This is a genomic window from Hyphobacterium sp. (assembly GCF_965229905.1).
Taxonomy (GTDB): domain Bacteria; phylum Pseudomonadota; class Alphaproteobacteria; order Caulobacterales; family Maricaulaceae; genus Hyphobacterium.
This window is the reverse complement of the sequence record NZ_OZ245930.1, coordinates 1,920,089-1,935,435: the sequence shown is the minus strand read 5'-3', so window position 1 is coordinate 1,935,435 and position 15,347 is coordinate 1,920,089. Positions and strand designations below refer to the sequence as shown.

General features: G+C 64.4%; 11 protein-coding genes. 6 read left to right on the top strand and 5 right to left on the bottom strand.

Features of this window, described 5'->3' with window-relative positions; genetic code table 11:
* Nucleotides 1-16 precede the first annotated feature (16 nt).
* Nucleotides 17-1,213 (top strand): acetyl-CoA C-acyltransferase, encoded by a 1,197-nt coding sequence (locus tag ACO08C_RS09725; RefSeq protein ID WP_421785268.1) that lies wholly within the window; start codon nt 17-19, stop codon nt 1,211-1,213.
* Nucleotides 1,214-2,041: 828 nt separating this feature from the next.
* On the opposite strand, the gene ACO08C_RS09720 is transcribed toward ACO08C_RS09725, so the two are convergent.
* From ACO08C_RS09720 to ACO08C_RS09700, 5 genes are read right to left on the bottom strand one after another with little or no spacing between them, the layout of a single operon-like run.
* Nucleotides 2,042-2,434 carry a RidA family protein gene (locus ACO08C_RS09720; RefSeq protein WP_421785266.1) on the bottom strand — a complete coding sequence of 131 codons (393 nt, stop codon included), beginning with the start codon at nt 2,432-2,434 and terminating at the stop codon, nt 2,042-2,044.
* Complete coding sequence (locus ACO08C_RS09715; protein ID WP_421785264.1) at nt 2,431-3,603, bottom strand: acyl-CoA dehydrogenase family protein; 1,173 nt, start codon at nt 3,601-3,603, stop codon at nt 2,431-2,433. The genes ACO08C_RS09720 and ACO08C_RS09715 overlap by 4 nt, the downstream gene beginning before the upstream one ends.
* A 2-nt stretch (nt 3,604-3,605) precedes the next feature.
* Nucleotides 3,606-4,415, bottom strand: a complete 810-nt coding sequence (locus ACO08C_RS09710) for an enoyl-CoA hydratase family protein (protein ID WP_421785262.1) — start codon at nt 4,413-4,415, stop codon at nt 3,606-3,608.
* The gene (locus ACO08C_RS09705) at nt 4,412-6,688 is read right to left on the bottom strand and encodes a bifunctional salicylyl-CoA 5-hydroxylase/oxidoreductase (protein WP_421785260.1); all 2,277 of its coding nucleotides are present in this window, start codon (nt 6,686-6,688) and stop codon (nt 4,412-4,414) included. The genes ACO08C_RS09710 and ACO08C_RS09705 overlap by 4 nt, the downstream gene beginning before the upstream one ends.
* A gap of 37 nt (nt 6,689-6,725) precedes the next feature.
* Nucleotides 6,726-8,210 carry a sodium/proline symporter gene (locus ACO08C_RS09700; protein ID WP_421785259.1) on the bottom strand — a complete coding sequence of 495 codons (1,485 nt, stop codon included), beginning with the start codon at nt 8,208-8,210 and terminating at the stop codon, nt 6,726-6,728.
* A gap of 126 nt (nt 8,211-8,336) precedes the next feature.
* Here ACO08C_RS09700 and ACO08C_RS09695 point away from each other — a divergent pair, with 126 nt between their 5' ends.
* The 5 genes from ACO08C_RS09695 to ACO08C_RS09675 all read left to right on the top strand — a co-directional run bounded on the left by ACO08C_RS09695 (nt 8,337) and on the right by ACO08C_RS09675 (nt 15,246).
* Nucleotides 8,337-9,530, top strand: a complete 1,194-nt coding sequence (locus ACO08C_RS09695) for an acyl-CoA dehydrogenase (protein WP_421785257.1) — start codon at nt 8,337-8,339, stop codon at nt 9,528-9,530.
* 71 nt (nt 9,531-9,601) lie between these two features.
* The gene (alr, locus tag ACO08C_RS09690; RefSeq protein ID WP_421785255.1) at nt 9,602-10,702 is read left to right on the top strand and encodes an alanine racemase; all 1,101 of its coding nucleotides are present in this window, start codon (nt 9,602-9,604) and stop codon (nt 10,700-10,702) included.
* Between the two features lie 25 nt (nt 10,703-10,727).
* Nucleotides 10,728-13,310: a M14 family zinc carboxypeptidase gene (locus ACO08C_RS09685; RefSeq protein ID WP_421785254.1), complete on the top strand. Its 2,583-nt coding sequence runs from the start codon at nt 10,728-10,730 to the stop codon at nt 13,308-13,310.
* Between the two features lie 8 nt (nt 13,311-13,318).
* The gene (locus ACO08C_RS09680; protein WP_421785252.1) at nt 13,319-14,110 is read left to right on the top strand and encodes an enoyl-CoA hydratase/isomerase family protein; all 792 of its coding nucleotides are present in this window, start codon (nt 13,319-13,321) and stop codon (nt 14,108-14,110) included.
* Nucleotides 14,107-15,246: a CaiB/BaiF CoA transferase family protein gene (locus tag ACO08C_RS09675; RefSeq protein ID WP_421785251.1), complete on the top strand. Its 1,140-nt coding sequence runs from the start codon at nt 14,107-14,109 to the stop codon at nt 15,244-15,246. The genes ACO08C_RS09680 and ACO08C_RS09675 overlap by 4 nt, the downstream gene beginning before the upstream one ends.
* Nucleotides 15,247-15,347: the final 101 nt, after the last annotated feature.

Below are 15,347 nucleotides of genomic sequence, written 5' to 3'. Positions count from 1 at the left end.
TGCAGGAAGGGTCACGATGACGGAAGCGTTTCTCTACACCGGGCTGCGAACGCCGATCGGCCGTTATGGCGGAGCGCTCTCGGGGGTCCGGTCCGATGACCTTGCCGCCTTGCCGATCCGGGCGCTGCGTGAACGCCATGACGGTCTCGCGGGATTGACTGAGGAAGTCGTGCTCGGCTGCACCAACCAAGCCGGCGAAGACAATCGCAATGTCGCGCGCATGGCGGTCCTCCTGTCAGGGCTGGGCGAGCGCGTGCCGGGCGTCACCGTCAACCGGCTCTGCGCAAGCGGGCTGGAAGCCCTGGCCCAGGCGGCCTTCCGCATCCGTAGTGGCGGCCTCCACTGCGCCATTGCGGGCGGCGTTGAGAGCATGTCGCGCGCGCCCTTCGTCATGGCCAAGGCAGAAACAGGCTTTTCGCGCCGCGCCGAACTGCAGGACACCACCATTGGCTGGCGCTTCGTCAATCCGGAGATCGAACGGATCTATGGCGTCGAGACAATGGGCGAGACCGCCGAAAACCTCGCCGAAGAGCACAACATTTCGCGTGAGGACCAGGACGCTTTCGCGGTCCGGTCCCAACAGAAGGCCGGCGCCGCACGCGAACATCTCGCGCGGCAGATCACGCCGGTCGCGATCCCGCAGCGCAAGGGCGATCCGATAGTCGTCGACACGGACGAACACCCCCGCCCCGATGTGACGATGGAGAAGCTCGCCAAGCTCCCGGCCGCTTTCCGCAAGGGCGGCAGCGTCACCGCCGGCAATGCGTCGGGCGTCAATGATGGCGCTGCGGCGCTGATTATCGGCAACGACACCGCCGGAACGTCGCTCGGTCTCGATCCGATGGTGCGCATCGCCAGCTATGCCACTGCCGGAGTTCCCCCGCGCACCATGGGCATCGGCCCGGTCCCGGCCACGGAGAAAGCACTCAAGATCGCCGGACGGACGCTCGCCGACATGGATGTGATCGAGCTGAACGAGGCTTTCGCTGCGCAAGTGCTCGCCTGCACGCGCAGCTGGGGTCTCGCCGACGACGATTCGCGCCTCAACGCCTGGGGCGGGACCATCGCGCTCGGCCACCCGCTCGGCATGAGCGGCGCGCGCCTCGCCCTGACCGCTGCGCAACGCCTGCAGGCCGAGGACGGCAAATACGCGCTCGTCACGCTCTGCGTTGGAGTCGGCCAGGGCGCGGCCATGGTGCTGGAGCGGATTTAGGGGCGCGCCCCGTGACGACGAAGATTGGCGTACTCCGCAGGGCTTAGAACCCCTCACCCGAATGTTCATCGCGAGGCGATTTCACATTCTCCCCTCTCCCCTTTGAAAGGGGAGAGGGAAAGAAGGCCGGTCACGTCAGTGAGCGGCTTTCGCGGGTGAGGGGTTATCTTGAGACCGCGAAACCAATCGCTTCACCCTGACCACTGCGCCGTCTCCCCTCCCCACGAGGGGGAGGAGAAAGCCAGGTCCGCCTTACACGCCCTGCCGGCCAGTCGTTCGCGCCGGGGTTTCAGCTCAAGGGTGAAACCGCGAAGCGGCGCTTTCGCGCCCTTGACTTGAAAAACCGGCGCCGAAAACAATCCGGGCAAGGGAATGGAAGGGGATTTGAGTGCGCGGGACGTAGAACCCCTCACCCGGTCGCTCATCGCAAGGCGATTTCGCGCCCCTCCCTCTCCCCTTTCAAAGGGGAGAGGGAAGAGGAAGGCGGCCAGCCAATGGCCGGCTTTCGAGGGTGAGGGGTTGTGGCGCCGCTCGTGGTTCGAGGCCCGCCTGCGGCGGGCACCTCACCATGAGGCGCCCAAAATCCTCCGTCTTCGTCCGGCTTGACCGGACGATCTCGATGTCAAAGAGGCCCTCCGATCAAGTCGGAGGGCGACGGAGGAAATAGTCACCTCATCCTTAGGTGCGAGCGACAGCGAGCGTTGCGCAGGTGACTAAATTGCCGCCAATCAACTCCGTCATCCCCCGACTTGTTCGGGGGATCTCCACCCAAAAAGATCACCCGGACCCGCGCCAGCGCGGCCGGGTGATGACGAAATGCAAAGCCGTTTATCGCCCCACGACCGCCGTCGTCTCGATCTCCACCTGCGCTCGCTCTTCCACCAGCCCCGCCACGATGACGAAGGCCATCGCCGGATAGTTTTTCCCCATCAGCGCTTTCCAGATCGCAGCCAACCGCGGCGCGGCGTCGAGATAGGCCTGGCGGTCGGTGATATAGCCGGTCATGCGCACAACATGCTCCGGCCCGGCGCCGGCCTCGTGCAGCACCATCAGCGTATTGCGCAGCACTTGTTCGAACTGGTCGGCGAAATCGTCCGAGACAATGGTTTCGGTCTCGTCCCAGCCGATCTGCCCGGCAACGAAGATCTGCCGGCCGGTGGCCTCGATCCCGTTCGAATAACCTTTCGGCCGTGGCCAGTTATGCGGTTGCAGCACTTTCATGACGCGTCCTCCGAGAGGATGTGGCGGGCAATGATCAGCTTCTGGACTTCCGAGGCACCCTCATAGATACGCAGCGCCCGGATCTCGCGATAGAGCGCTTCCGGCACGGAGCCCTTCGTCACGCCCAGCCCGCCGAAAATCTGCACCGCCTTGTCGATCGTCGCCTGCGCCGTTTCGGTGGCATGGAATTTCGCCATTGCGGCTTCGCGCGACACCCGGCCGGCACCTGTATCCTTGGTCCAGGCCGCCCGGTAGATGAGCAGCGCCGCGGCGTCGATATCGATCGCCATCTCGGCCAATTGCGATTGCACGACCGGCATGTCGGCAAGCGTCGCGCCGAACAATTCACGCGACTGCGCCCGGTGGCGGGCCTCGTCCAGCGCCCGGCGGGCGAAGCCCAGTGCCGCCGCAGCCACGGTCGAGCGGAACACGTCCAGCGTCGCCATGGCGTATTTGAAACCGGCATTTTCTTCACCGATCAGGGCGGAAGCGGGGACCCGGCAATGTTCGAGTGTCAACCGCGCCAGCGGGTGCGGCGCGATCACTTCAATACGCTCGGCAATACTCAAACCCGGCGTGTCGGCCGGCACAAGGAAGGCAGAAATACCCCGCGCGCCGTCTTCGCCCGTGCGCGCGAAGACCGTGTAGAAACCGGCGATCCCGCCATTGGAGATATAGGTCTTCTCGCCATTGAGGACGTAGGCCTCGCCATCCCTATCGGCACGCATCGCCAGCGCCGCGACGTCCGATCCCGCCTCCGGCTCGGTCAGGGCGAAGGCGGCCAGCACCTCCCCCGATGCCACCTTCGGCAGCCATGCCGCCTTCTGGTCGTCGGAGCCGAAGAGCGACAGCGTGCCCGAACCCAGCCCCTGCATGGCAAAGACGAAATCGGCGAGTCCGGAATGATAACCCAGCGTCTCGCGCATCAGGCACAGCGAGCGCACATCCAGCGTTTCGTTCGCACCGCCGAACGCCGCCGGCACGCACTGCTTCAGCCAGCCCGCCGCGCCGAGTTTTCGCGCAAGCGACCGGCAGTCCGCATCGATATCGCCATGTTCGGCAAATCCGTCCGTCCCGATCTCGGCGGCGCACCAGTCGCGCGCCGCCTGTGCCAGCGCTCGATGCCGGTCCTCGAAAAACGGCCATTCCCGGAAGCTCGTATCGGCCATGCCTAGTTTCCCTCGAACACCGGTTTTTCCTTCGCGATGAAAGCCCGGTAGGCGCGTCGGAAATCCTCGGTCTGCATGCAGATCGCCTGCGCCTGGGCTTCGGCCTCGATCGCCTGGTCGATCCCCATATCCCATTCCGCATTCAGTTGCGTTTTGGTGATGCCGTTTGCGAAGGTCGGGCCCGCGGCGATGCGCGCCGCCCATTTCCCGGCTTCCGCCATCAGATCGTCGGCAGAGACCAGCGCATTCCAGAACCCCCAGCGCTCGCCTTCCTCGGCACTCATCGAGCGGCCGAAGAACAGGAGCTCGCTGGCCCGCCCCTGGCCGATAATGCGCGGCAGGATCGCGCACGCCCCCATGTCGCAGCCGGCGAGGCCGACCCGGTTGAACAGGAATGCGGTCTTTGCCTCCGGCGTGGCGATCCGCATGTCCGACGCCATGGCGAGGATTGCCCCGGCACCGACGCACACCCCGTCGACCGCGGCGATCACCGGCTGCGGGCAATGCCTTATCGCCTTCACCAGATCGCCCGTCATGCGCGTGAACTCCAGAAGCTCCGGCATGTCCATCTCGGTCAGGGGCCCGATGATTTCGCGCACATCGCCGCCGGAACAGAAATTCCCGCCCGCGCCCGTCAGCACGATGGCTTTGACCTCCGGCGAGTAGACCAGCGCGCGGAAGAAACCGCGCAGCTCGGCATAGCTTTCAAAGGTCAGCGGATTCTTCTTCTCCGGCCGGTTCAACGTCACCGTGCCGATCCCGTCGGCGAACGACCACAGGAAATGTTCGGGCTCGTGGGTGGCGGGAGTCATACTTTCATCTCCTGCATCAGGGCCGCCTTCTCCAGATTGCGTTTCAGCTGGACATGACCGGCAATATACTGGTTGGGGACATCCACACCGCGATAGCCGAGTTCGGCCGCCGCGCGCAGCGTCCAGTAGGGATCGGCGAGGTGCGGCCGCGCCAGCGCCACCAGATCGGCGCGCCCCGCGGCGAGGATCGAATTGACGTGATCGGTCTCGTAGATATTGCCGACCGCCATGGTCGCGCAGCCCAGCGTGTTGCGCACCCGGTCGGAAAACGGCGTCTGGAACATGCGGCCATAGACGGGCTGCGCCGCCGGCGTGGTCTGCCCGGCCGAGACGTCGATCAGGTCCGCGCCGGCGTCGACGAAAGCCTGGGCCACCGTCACCGTGTCTTCCGGCTGGATGCCGTCTTCGCCGACCCAGTCCGTCGCCGACAGGCGCACTGCCATCGGCTTGTCGGTGGGCCAGGCCTCACGCATGGCGCGGAACACTTCGAGCGGAAAGCGCAGCCGGTTCTCCAGCGAGCCGCCATATTCATCGGTGCGCTTGTTCGACACCGGTGTAATGAAGGAGGAGAAGAGATAGCCGTGCGCGGCGTGCATCTCGACCATGTCGAACCCGGCATCCAGCGCACGCTTCGTGGCGGTCACAAACTCCGCTTTCACCCGGTCCATGTCGTCGCGAGTCATCTCGCGCGGGGTCTGGTTCTTCTCCGACCACGGCACCGGCGAGGGCGCGATCAGCGGCCAGCCGCCCGTTTCCAACGGCTCATTATCGCCCTCCCAGGAGAGCTTGGTCGCGCCCTTGCGCCCGGCATGGCCGAGCTGGATCGCCATCTTGGCATTGTTGGCATGCACATGATCGACCACCCGCTTCCACGCCGCGACATGTGCGTCGGTATAAATCCCGGCACAGCCCGGCGAGATCCGCGCATCTGCCGCGACATTCGTCATCTCGGTATAGACCAGCCCCGCCCCGCCCATGGCGCGCGAACCGTAATGCACGAAGTGGAAATCATCGATCAGCCCGTCCTTGCAGGAATACATGCACATGGGCGAAACGACGACGCGGTTCTTGAGCTCCATGCCGCGCAAGCGGAACGGCACGAACATGGGCGGGCGCGCCTCGACGCCCCATTTCGCCGCAAACCAGCCTTCCATCCGCTGCATCCAGTCCGGGTCACGCTCGCGCAAATTTTCATGGCTGATGCGCTGTGAACGGGTCAGCAGCGAATAGGCGAACTGCTCCGGCTCGAAGCCGAGATAGCGGTCCAGCGTCTCGAACCATTCGGTCGAATTGCGCGCTGCCGATTGCAGCTTCAGCACCTCGACCGTGCGCACCTCCTGGTAATCCTTCAGCCCTTCCGCGACCGGCTGTTCGCGCGAGGTCAGAACGTCGGCCAGCATGATCGCGTCCTCGAAGGCGAGCTTGGTCCCGGACCCGATCGAGAAATGCGCCGTGTGCGCCGCATCGCCCAGCAGGATGATGTTCTTGTGCGTCCATGTCTCGCACAGAATGCGCCGGAAATTGAGCCAGGCGGACCCCCGCAAATGCTTGGCATTGCTCATCAATTCATGACCGTCGAGCCAGTCCGCGAACAGCTTTTCGGCCGCGCGGCAGGTCTCGTCCTGGTCCATCTCGTCAAAGCCGAGCCCGCGCCAGGTTTCTTCCGAGCACTCGACGATGAAGGTCGAGAGATCATCATCGAACCGGTAGGCATGCGCCCACACCCAGCCATGCTCGGTCTCGACAAAGATGAAGGTAAAGGCCTCGAAGACTTTCCGTGTGCCCAGCCACACGAACTTGTTGGCGCGCACGTCGATGTCCGGCTTGAACACGTCGGCATGCGCTTCGCGCACCCGCGAATTGATGCCGTCAGACGCGATGATCAGGTCCGCGTCCGGCAAGTCTTCCGGATCGATCTCGGCCTCGAAATGCAGCCGCACGCCAAGCTCGCGCGCCCGGTCTTGCAAAATGTTCAACAGCCGCTTGCGCCCGATCCCGCAGAAGCCGTGTCCGCCGGAGCGCTCCACCGTGCCGCGGAAATGCACATCGATATCGTCCCAGTGCGCCAACGAATCGGCGATCGCTTGCGCGCTCTTCGGATCGGTCGCGGCGAGATTCTCCATTGTCTGGTCGGAGAAGACGACGCCCCAGCCGAACGTGTCGCCCGGCTTGTTGCGCTCATAAATGTCGATCTCGCAGGCGGGATCCTTGAGCTTCATCGCGATGGCGAAATACAGCCCGGCCGGGCCGCCGCCAATGCAGCCGATCTTCATCGTTTCAAGGCCTCCCCGATGCGTCGTGCCGAGACAATCACACTCTGCCCGGATTGGGGAGGGTGGAACTGGGTTTCGCCGCCCGCCGCGAGACCGCGAACAGCAGGACCAGCGGCAAGATCCACGGCACCAAGCGTTCGAACGGATCCCCGGGCAGGCGGGCGAGCTGCCCCGCCCAGCTGTCACCGCTGATCTGACCGGCGAGATAGAAGAACACCGTCACGGAAAATCCCGATGCGATCGCCGCGAGGATCGCCCAGCCTGCCGGTTCGCGCTGCATCACCCGCACCAGCACGACCGGCCCGAAGGCGGCGCCCAGTGCCGACCAGGCGAACAGCACGCGGCTGAATATCGTCGCCGGCAGGGCCAGCGCCAGCGCCACGGCGAGTCCGACCAGCACCGCCATCACAATCCGCGCGATCAGCACTTCCCGGCCCGGAAAGCGGCGCACCACGCCCATGTCGTGCCCGACCGCTGCCGAGGTCGCGATCAAAAGCGAATCGACCGTCGACATCACGGCCGACAGGACCGCGGCGATGATCAGCCCCGCCAGCATGGCAGGAAAGAGATCGGCGGCCATCAGATAGAGCAGGCTTTCGCCCGGCGCCTCGCCGCCGGTCAGCGCCCGTCCCGACAGCGCCAGCGTGACCATGCCGATATAGACGATGACCGCCCAACCCATGGCGATGCGGAAGCCTTGGCGCCGCGCCGCCTCATCCTTCACCGCCATCAGCCGCGCGATGAGGTGCGGCTGGCCGAACGGGCCGAGCCCGATCGCCGCGATGCCCATCACGAAGCCAATGAAGATGAAGCCGGCATGCGGTCCGGTGAGCGACAGGTAACCGTCCGGCGCATTCGCCGACAGCGCCGCCCACACGCCGGACGGCCCGCCCGCCGCGATCAGCGCCGCCAGCGGCAACACCACGGCGATCAGCGCCATCAGCGTGCCCTGCAGCATGTCGGTGACGCTCACCGCCCAGAATCCGCCGAGCAGCGAGTAAACAAGGATCACGGCCGCGCCGATCAGCAGGCTTTCGGTGTAGGGCAGACCCAACTGGGTCTCGAACGCCGATCCGGCCGCGCCGAATTGCGCGGCGATGTAGAAGATGAAGCAGAAGAAGATCAAAAGCGCGCTGGTGATCGCGATCACCGTTTTGATCCGCCCGCCCGTTTCGGCGGCCATGAAGTCGACGATCGTGACATGGCCGCGCGCGGCGGTTTCCTCGCGCAGCCGCCGTCCGAAGACCCGCCACACGACGACATAGCCGCCCCAGATGCCTGGCACCATCCACAGCGCGCTTAAGCCGTTCGCATAGACAAAGCCGGTAAAGCCGAGCAGCACCCAGGCGGAGGAGGTCGAGGCGGCATAAGAGAGACCCGCCACCCAAGCGCCCAGCCCGCGCCCGCCGAGGAAGAAATCATCCTCCGAGCGGTTGCGGCGCGATGCCCAGAACCCGATGCCGACCAGCGCCAGCTTGTAGGCCACCAGCGTGGCCAGGATAACGAGCGTGTCGGCGGTCATGGCAACTCCCCTGCTGCCCGGACCCTAGCGGGCAGCTTGGCGTGCGCCTAGTGACCTCGCCAATGGACGACGAAGCGCTAAAATGCCATCAGACCCGCATATCCGCACAGCGAGGGACGGTCCGCCATGAACACGCACAAATCGATCGACGCCAAGACGTTCAACTGGGAAGATCCGCTCGATCTTGCTGGCCTCCTGTCCGAAGAAGAGCGCATGGTGCAGGACACGGCCCGCGGCTATGCGCAGGAAAAACTCCTGCCGCGTGTGATCCAGGCCGCGCGCGAAGAAACATTCGACCGTGCCATCATGACCGAGATGGGCGAACTCGGCCTGTTGGGTTCCACCCTGCCGGAAGAATATGGCGGCTCCGGCCTCAACCACGTCGCCTACGGCCTGATCGCGCACGAGGTCGAAAAGGTCGATTCCGGCTATCGCTCGGCCATGTCGGTGCAATCCTCGCTCGTCATGTATCCGATCTTCGCCTTCGGCTCCGAAGAGCAGAAACAAAAATACCTGCCCAAGCTGGCGAGCGGTGAATGGGTCGGCTGTTTCGGCCTCACCGAGCCGGATGGCGGGTCCGATCCGGGCGCCATGCGCACGACCGCAACCAAGGTCGATGGCGGCTACATCCTCAACGGTTCGAAGATGTGGATCACCAATTCGCCGATCGCCGATGTCGCCGTGGTCTGGGCGAAGCTCGACGGCGCCATTCGCGGCTTCATCGTTGAGCGCGGTGCGCCGGGTTTCGAAACCCCGAAGATCGAAGGCAAGATGAGCCTGCGCGCTTCGGTGACCGGCTCGATCACGCTCAGCGATTGCAAGGTCGGCGAAGATGCGCTGATGCCGAATGTGAAGGGTCTGCGCGGTCCGTTCTCCTGCCTCAACAAAGCCCGCTACGGCATTGCCTGGGGCGCGATGGGCGCCGCCACCTTCTGTTGGCACGCGTCCCGCGAATACGCGCTGGAGCGCATCGTCTTCGGCAAGCCGATCGCCGGCACCCAACTGGTCCAGAAGAAACTCGCCGACATGCAGACCGAGATCTCGCTCGGCCTTCTCGGCGCCTGCCAGCTTGGCCGCCAGCTTGATCAGGGCGCCTGGATTCCCGAGACCATCTCGATGCTGAAGCGCAATAATTGCGGCAAGGCCCTCGCCATCGCCCGCGAGGCGCGCGACATCCATGGCGGTAATGGCATCGCCGAGGAATATCACGTCCTGCGCCATGCGATTAACCTGGAAACGGTGAACACCTATGAGGGCACGCATGACATCCATGCGCTGATCCTCGGCCGCGCCCAGACCGGCATCCAGGCTTTCGCCTGATCGCAACGCATGGACCGGTTGATGTGGGTTTGACGATTGCCCGCCCGGGCTCACGCTGAAACACTCGCGGCATGTTCGCCCGGCCCCGTCTTACCGTCGATCTTGATGCGATCGCTGCCAATTACCGCCGGCTCCGCCAGACCGCCGCTCCGGCGGAATGCGCAGGCGTCATAAAGGCTGACGCCTACGGGTTGGGGGCCAAGGCGATCGGTGAGCGCTTGTTGTCGGAAGGCTGCCGCACCTTCTTCTTTGCCCATCCCCACGAAGCTCTAGAACTTGCAGACCTGATCCAATCCGAGGGTGGGCGGTGCTTCATTCTCAACGGGCTGGGCGGATATGACACCGCCCTCTTCATCGAGCACGGTCTGATACCCGTACTCAATTCGCTCGCCGACAGCCAGGCCTGGCTCAACGCGGCGGGATCGCGCCCCGCCGCCCTCCATCTTGATACCGGCATGAACCGGCTTGGCCTGCCGGCGGGTGATGATGCAGCGGTCCGGGCGCTCCAGGCCGAAGACTTGAATCTTGTACACTTGATGAGCCATTTCGCTTGTGCCGATCAGCCGGACCGCAGCGAAAATCTCGCGCAGATCCGCCGCTTCGAAGCCCGCAGCGCCGCCTTCAACGTGGCCGAGCGCTCCATGGCCAACTCCGCCGGTTGCCTGCTGGGCAAAGCGGCTCATCTCGATCTGGTGCGGCCCGGGCTTGCGCTCTATGGGGCTCAGCCCAGTGAGAAACCGGGTCTGCGCCTGGCGATCCCCTACCGGTTCGAAGCGCCCGTCCTGCAAGTCCGCCCTGTCGCGGCCGGCGAATCTGCGGGCTATGGCGGAACCCACCGGTTCGAACAGGACGGTTGGGCCGCGACGGTCGGGGCCGGTTATGCGGACGGCGTGCCGCGCGCCTTTTCCAATACCGCATCGATCCTGCTGGACGGTTTCCGCGCCGCGATCGTCGGGCGGGTGTCGATGGACAGCACCATTATCGATGTGTCCGCGCATCCCGAGCCCAAGCGGCTTTTGGGCCTGCCGGCGCTCCTCTACGGGGCCGGCCTCACCGTGGATGAGCAGGCTGCAGCGTCAGGCTTGTCACCGTATGAGTTGCTGACCCGCATCGGCGGCCGCACCGAACGCGTCCATGGAAAGTTGGCCGGACCGGACCACGGCGCTAAGTGATAAGGCGATTGTGAGGGGAGACACCATGATTCGAAATTTGCTTGCCGGCCTTGCAGCTTGCCTCGCGGCTGCGGCCGCCCACGCCGATCCCATTGAATATTTCCAGGTCGACGGCATCGTATATGACGACGCCATTCCGGCACCTGAGGACATCATCGGATTCGGCATTGGCGACCGGCCGGTCAGGCCCGACCAGATGGTCACCTATCTCACTCGCCTCGCCGAGCTCTCCGATCGCATCTCGGTCGAGACCATCGGCTATTCGCACGAGCATCGCCCGATCCAGTTCTTTGTGGTGACCTCGGCCGGCAACCAGTCCCGCATTGAGGACATCCGGCAGGCGCATCTGGCCAGCCTGGCGCCCGGCGCGGCCCCGTCCGGCGGACCGGCCATTGTCTGGCTGAACTATGGGGTTCATGGCGCGGAAAGCGCCGGCATGGATGCGGCCATTCCGACCCTTTACCACCTCGCCGCCGCGCAAGGCCCGGAGATCGAGGACACGCTGGAAAACGCGGTGATCCTGATCACCGCAATATTCAATCCAGACGGGCATGCAAGGCGCGTCAATCATGTCGAGACATTCGGCGGCGAAGTGCCGGTCACCGATCCGGCGCACGAACAGCACACGATCTGGAGCGAGGCGCGCACCAATCATTACTGGTTCGACCTCAACCGCCAATGGCTCTTGCAGACCCAGCCGGAATCGCAAGCCTGGCTCGAGCAATGGCATCACTGGAAACCGCAAGTATCCGCGGATTTCCACGAGATGTTCACCGAGGCCACCTTCTATTTCCACCCCGGCGAGCCTTTGCGCCGCAACCCGCTGATCCCCGAGACGGCTCGCGAACTGACGCAGGCGATTGCCGATTATCACATCCGTTTTCTCGACAGCGAGGCGAGGCTCTACACATCCGAAGAAGGGTTCGACAATTTCTACGTCGGCAAGGGCTCCACCTACCCGCAGGTCAATGGCTCACTCGGCATCCTGTTTGAAATCGGCGCGGCGCGCGGCGGGCTGATCGAGGCCGAGCGCGGCCTGGTGCGGCATGGCGAAAATGTCCGCACCCATTTCCGCACCAGCCTGACAACAATTGAAGGCGCTTTGTCCCGGCGAGACGATATCGCCGCCTATCAGCGGCGCTTCTTTGCCGATGCGCTCGACGCTGGGCAGCGGGACAGTAACCGCGCCTATGTTTTTGCGGCGCCCGGCGATCCCGAACGCTTCAACCTCTTCGTCGACTTGCTCGACCGGCACGATATCGCGGTCCTCAGCCTGCGCCGGGACGTGCAGATTGGTGAGCGGACTTTCCGCGCCGGCGACGCCGCCATCGTGCGGCTCGATCAGCCGCAATACACCATGATCCGCAGCATTTTCGACCGGGTAACAGAGTTCGAGGAGGACATTTTCTACGATGTCTCGGGCTGGACCCTGCCGCTGGCTTACGATCTCGATTACGCGCCCTTGGGCCGGAACTGGTCTGAGACTATCGCCGGAGAGCGCCTGCGGCCCCGCGAGACCGGAAGCGCACCGCCCGCTCGCTCACAGTACGGCTATGTCTTGAGCTGGACCGATTATTACGCCGCGCGAAGCCTTTATCGATTCCTCGATAACGATGTCCGCGTCCGTGTCGCCACGGAAACGGTAACGATCCCGGTCGCCGGCGGGCCGCGGACCTTCAGCCCCGGCGCGATTTTTATTCCGCTGATCGGCCAGGATACCGGGCATGACGAGATTTACCGCCTGGTACGCGAAGCCGCCGAATCCGATGGCGTGGCGACGTATGCGGTGGTTTCGGGATCGACGCCCGGCAATACGCCCGATCTCGGTGACCGCCGGGGCTTCCGCTCCATCGAGCGGCCACATGTCCTGATCTTGTTCGATGACGGGCTCTCATCCAACGATGCGGGCGAGGTCTGGCATCTGCTCGATTACCGCATGAACATCCCGGTCACCTTGCGCCGCAAAGGTGAAATCGGCGGCCTGGACTGGTCGCGCTACACGCACCTGGTCATCGCCGGCGGCGGCAATGCGCGGCTGTCGGACTCCGCCACGGAACGGGTCCAGCAATGGATTCGCGAGGATGGCGGTGTGGTGATTGCCAGCCGTCAGGGCGCGCTGATGGCACAGGAGGCCTTTCTCGGCCGGGAAGCCGAGGACAGCGATGATGGCGAGGATGCCGATGAAGAAGACGCGCCCGACCGGCGCGACTATGCCGATTTGAGCCTCGACGACGCCGAACACATTATCGGCGGCGCCATTTTTGAAGGCGATCTCGATCCGTCGCATCCCATCGGATTCGGATATTCAGACCGCTTCATCGCACTTCACCGCAATATGACGGAAACGCTGGAGCGCCCGGAAGACAATCCGTTCGCGGTCGTCGTTCAGTATGCTGACGAACCGCTCCTGTCGGGCTATGCCTCGGATCGCCGGCAGGAGGAAATCGGCGGCACACCTGCCGTCATCGCCCAACGTCAGGGCCGGGGCGCGGTCGTACTGTTCGCTGACAATCCGAACTTCCGCGGCACGTTCCGTGGCACGGAGAAAATGTTCCTGAACGCGATCTTCTTCGCCCGGCTGATCTCGGCGCCGAGCGGCGAATACTAGGAAACGCCATGACCGCGGACGGCCTGCAACTCGAACATCACGGCGCGGTCAGCCATCTGGTCATCGATCGTCCGGCCAAGCGCAACGCGCTGACCCGCGCCATGTGGCAGGCCATGCCGGGCCTTCTGTCCGAGGCTGCCGCGCGATCGGAGTTGCGGGTTCTGATCGTTCGGGGCACGGGCGGCGCCTTTGCCTCCGGCGCCGATATCGGTGAGTTCGAGGATGTCTATGCCACGGCGCAGAGCGCCGATGCGTTTTCGCGCGAGGTCGCCAAGGCTCTCGATGCCCTTGCGGCGTTTCCGATGCCGGTCATGGCCGTGATCGATGGCGCCTGCATCGGCGCCGGTTGCGGCATCGCCCTTGCCTGCGACATCCGGTTCTGCACCCCGCTCTCGAAATTCGGCATCACGCCGGCCAAGCTCGGCCTGCTCTATCCGCTGAACGATACGCGGCGGCTGGTGGACGCTGTCGGACAACAGGCGGCGCGCGACATGCTGTTCTCGGCCCGCCATGTCGACGGGAGAGAGGCCGCCGAGCTCGGCCTCGTCGCGGCCTGTCTTCCATCGACGGAACTGGACGCTCTCATCGCTGAACGCGTTGACGAGATCGCATCCCGCTCGGCAGCCAGCCTGCGCGGCCTCAAGCACTTTCTCAACCTGATCGCCGACGGCACGGTCAGTGACACCGCCGAGACGCGCGCCCGGTTCAGGGCCGCGTTCGACGGAGACGACTTCGCCGAAGGCTACCGCGCCTTTCTCGGCAAACGGGCACCGGATTTCACCGGCGGATCGGCATCATGACAGACAGCGCTCCCCTGGCGGGTCTCAAAGTCCTGGAACTCGCCCGCGTGCTGGCGGGGCCATTCGCGGGCCAGACGCTCGCCGATCTCGGCGCCGACGTCATCAAGGTCGAAGCGCCGGCGGGAGATGACACGCGGCGCTGGGGTCCTCCCTGGGTCGATCATGCCGGCGAGCGCGCGGCGGCCTACTACCATGCGTGCAATCGCGGCAAACGCTCGATCGTCGCCGACTTCCGCACCGAGGAGGGCCGCAGCCTCGTTAAGCGTCTCGCGGCGCGTTCCGATGTTCTGATCGAGAATTTCAAGCATGGCGGTCTGGCCAAGTACGGGCTCGATTACGAATCCCTGAAGGCGATTAACCCCAAGCTCGTCTACTGCTCGATCACCGGCTTCGGACATACCGGACCCTACGCCGATTATGCCGGCTATGACTTCATCGTTCAGGGCATGGCCGGGCTCATGGATCTGACCGGCGAAGCCGACGGCGCGCCGCAAAAAGTCGGCATCGCCATCGCCGACCTGTTAACCGGCCTCTACGCTGTCATTGCAGTTCAGGCGGCCCTCACCCAGAGTTCACGTTCAGGACAGGGTCAGCACATCGACTTATCCCTCATGGATTGCCTCACCGGTGTGCTCACCAACCAGGCGATGAATTATCTCGTCACTGGCGATCCGCCACGGCGGATCGGGCCGGCGCACCCGAATATCGTGCCGTATCAGGCCTTCCCGGTATCCGATGGCTATCTCATCATCGCCGTCGGAAATGATGGGCAATTCCAACGGCTTGTCGAACTGCTCGATCTCGAGACCGGCCGCAATCCGAAGTTCGCCACCAATGCCGGCCGCGTCCAGAATCGCCGGGAATTGGTGCCCTCAATCGCCGCCGCCACCCGCCGCTGGACCCGCGACGATTTGCTGCAAGCTTGTGAAAAACATACGATTCCGGCCGGGCCCATCAATAATCTCGCGGAAGTCTTCAACGATCCGCAAGTGATCGCCCGCGAACTGAAAATTCTCGCCGGCGGCATTCCGGGCGTCCGGACACCGATTTCCTTTTCGCACGGTCAGCTCGTACTCGACCGGCCGGCGCCTGCGCTCGACCAGCATCGCGCGGAAATCCTTGAGGAAATTGGCTGACAAAAAAAGGGCGGGCCCGAAAGCCCGCCCAGCATACGCAAATCGCCTAACCTTGACTCGGAGGGCGAAACCGGTCGCCAGAGCCGAGAACTCAGTAAAGC

What these genes read in the sequence shown, in the direction of transcription:
- ACO08C_RS09725 (WP_421785268.1), top strand. Translation starts at nt 17, where the DNA reads ATGACGGAAGCGTTTCTCTACACCGGGCTGCGAACGCCGATCGGCCGT.
- ACO08C_RS09720 (WP_421785266.1), bottom strand. Translation starts at nt 2,434, where the DNA reads ATGAAAGTGCTGCAACCGCATAACTGGCCACGGCCGAAAGGTTATTCG.
- ACO08C_RS09715 (WP_421785264.1), bottom strand. Translation starts at nt 3,603, where the DNA reads ATGGCCGATACGAGCTTCCGGGAATGGCCGTTTTTCGAGGACCGGCAT.
- ACO08C_RS09710 (WP_421785262.1), bottom strand. Translation starts at nt 4,415, where the DNA reads ATGACTCCCGCCACCCACGAGCCCGAACATTTCCTGTGGTCGTTCGCC.
- ACO08C_RS09705 (WP_421785260.1), bottom strand. Translation starts at nt 6,688, where the DNA reads ATGAAGATCGGCTGCATTGGCGGCGGCCCGGCCGGGCTGTATTTCGCC.
- ACO08C_RS09700 (WP_421785259.1), bottom strand. Translation starts at nt 8,210, where the DNA reads ATGACCGCCGACACGCTCGTTATCCTGGCCACGCTGGTGGCCTACAAG.
- ACO08C_RS09695 (WP_421785257.1), top strand. Translation starts at nt 8,337, where the DNA reads ATGAACACGCACAAATCGATCGACGCCAAGACGTTCAACTGGGAAGAT.
- alr (WP_421785255.1), top strand. Translation starts at nt 9,602, where the DNA reads ATGTTCGCCCGGCCCCGTCTTACCGTCGATCTTGATGCGATCGCTGCC.
- ACO08C_RS09685 (WP_421785254.1), top strand. Translation starts at nt 10,728, where the DNA reads ATGATTCGAAATTTGCTTGCCGGCCTTGCAGCTTGCCTCGCGGCTGCG.
- ACO08C_RS09680 (WP_421785252.1), top strand. Translation starts at nt 13,319, where the DNA reads ATGACCGCGGACGGCCTGCAACTCGAACATCACGGCGCGGTCAGCCAT.
- ACO08C_RS09675 (WP_421785251.1), top strand. Translation starts at nt 14,107, where the DNA reads ATGACAGACAGCGCTCCCCTGGCGGGTCTCAAAGTCCTGGAACTCGCC.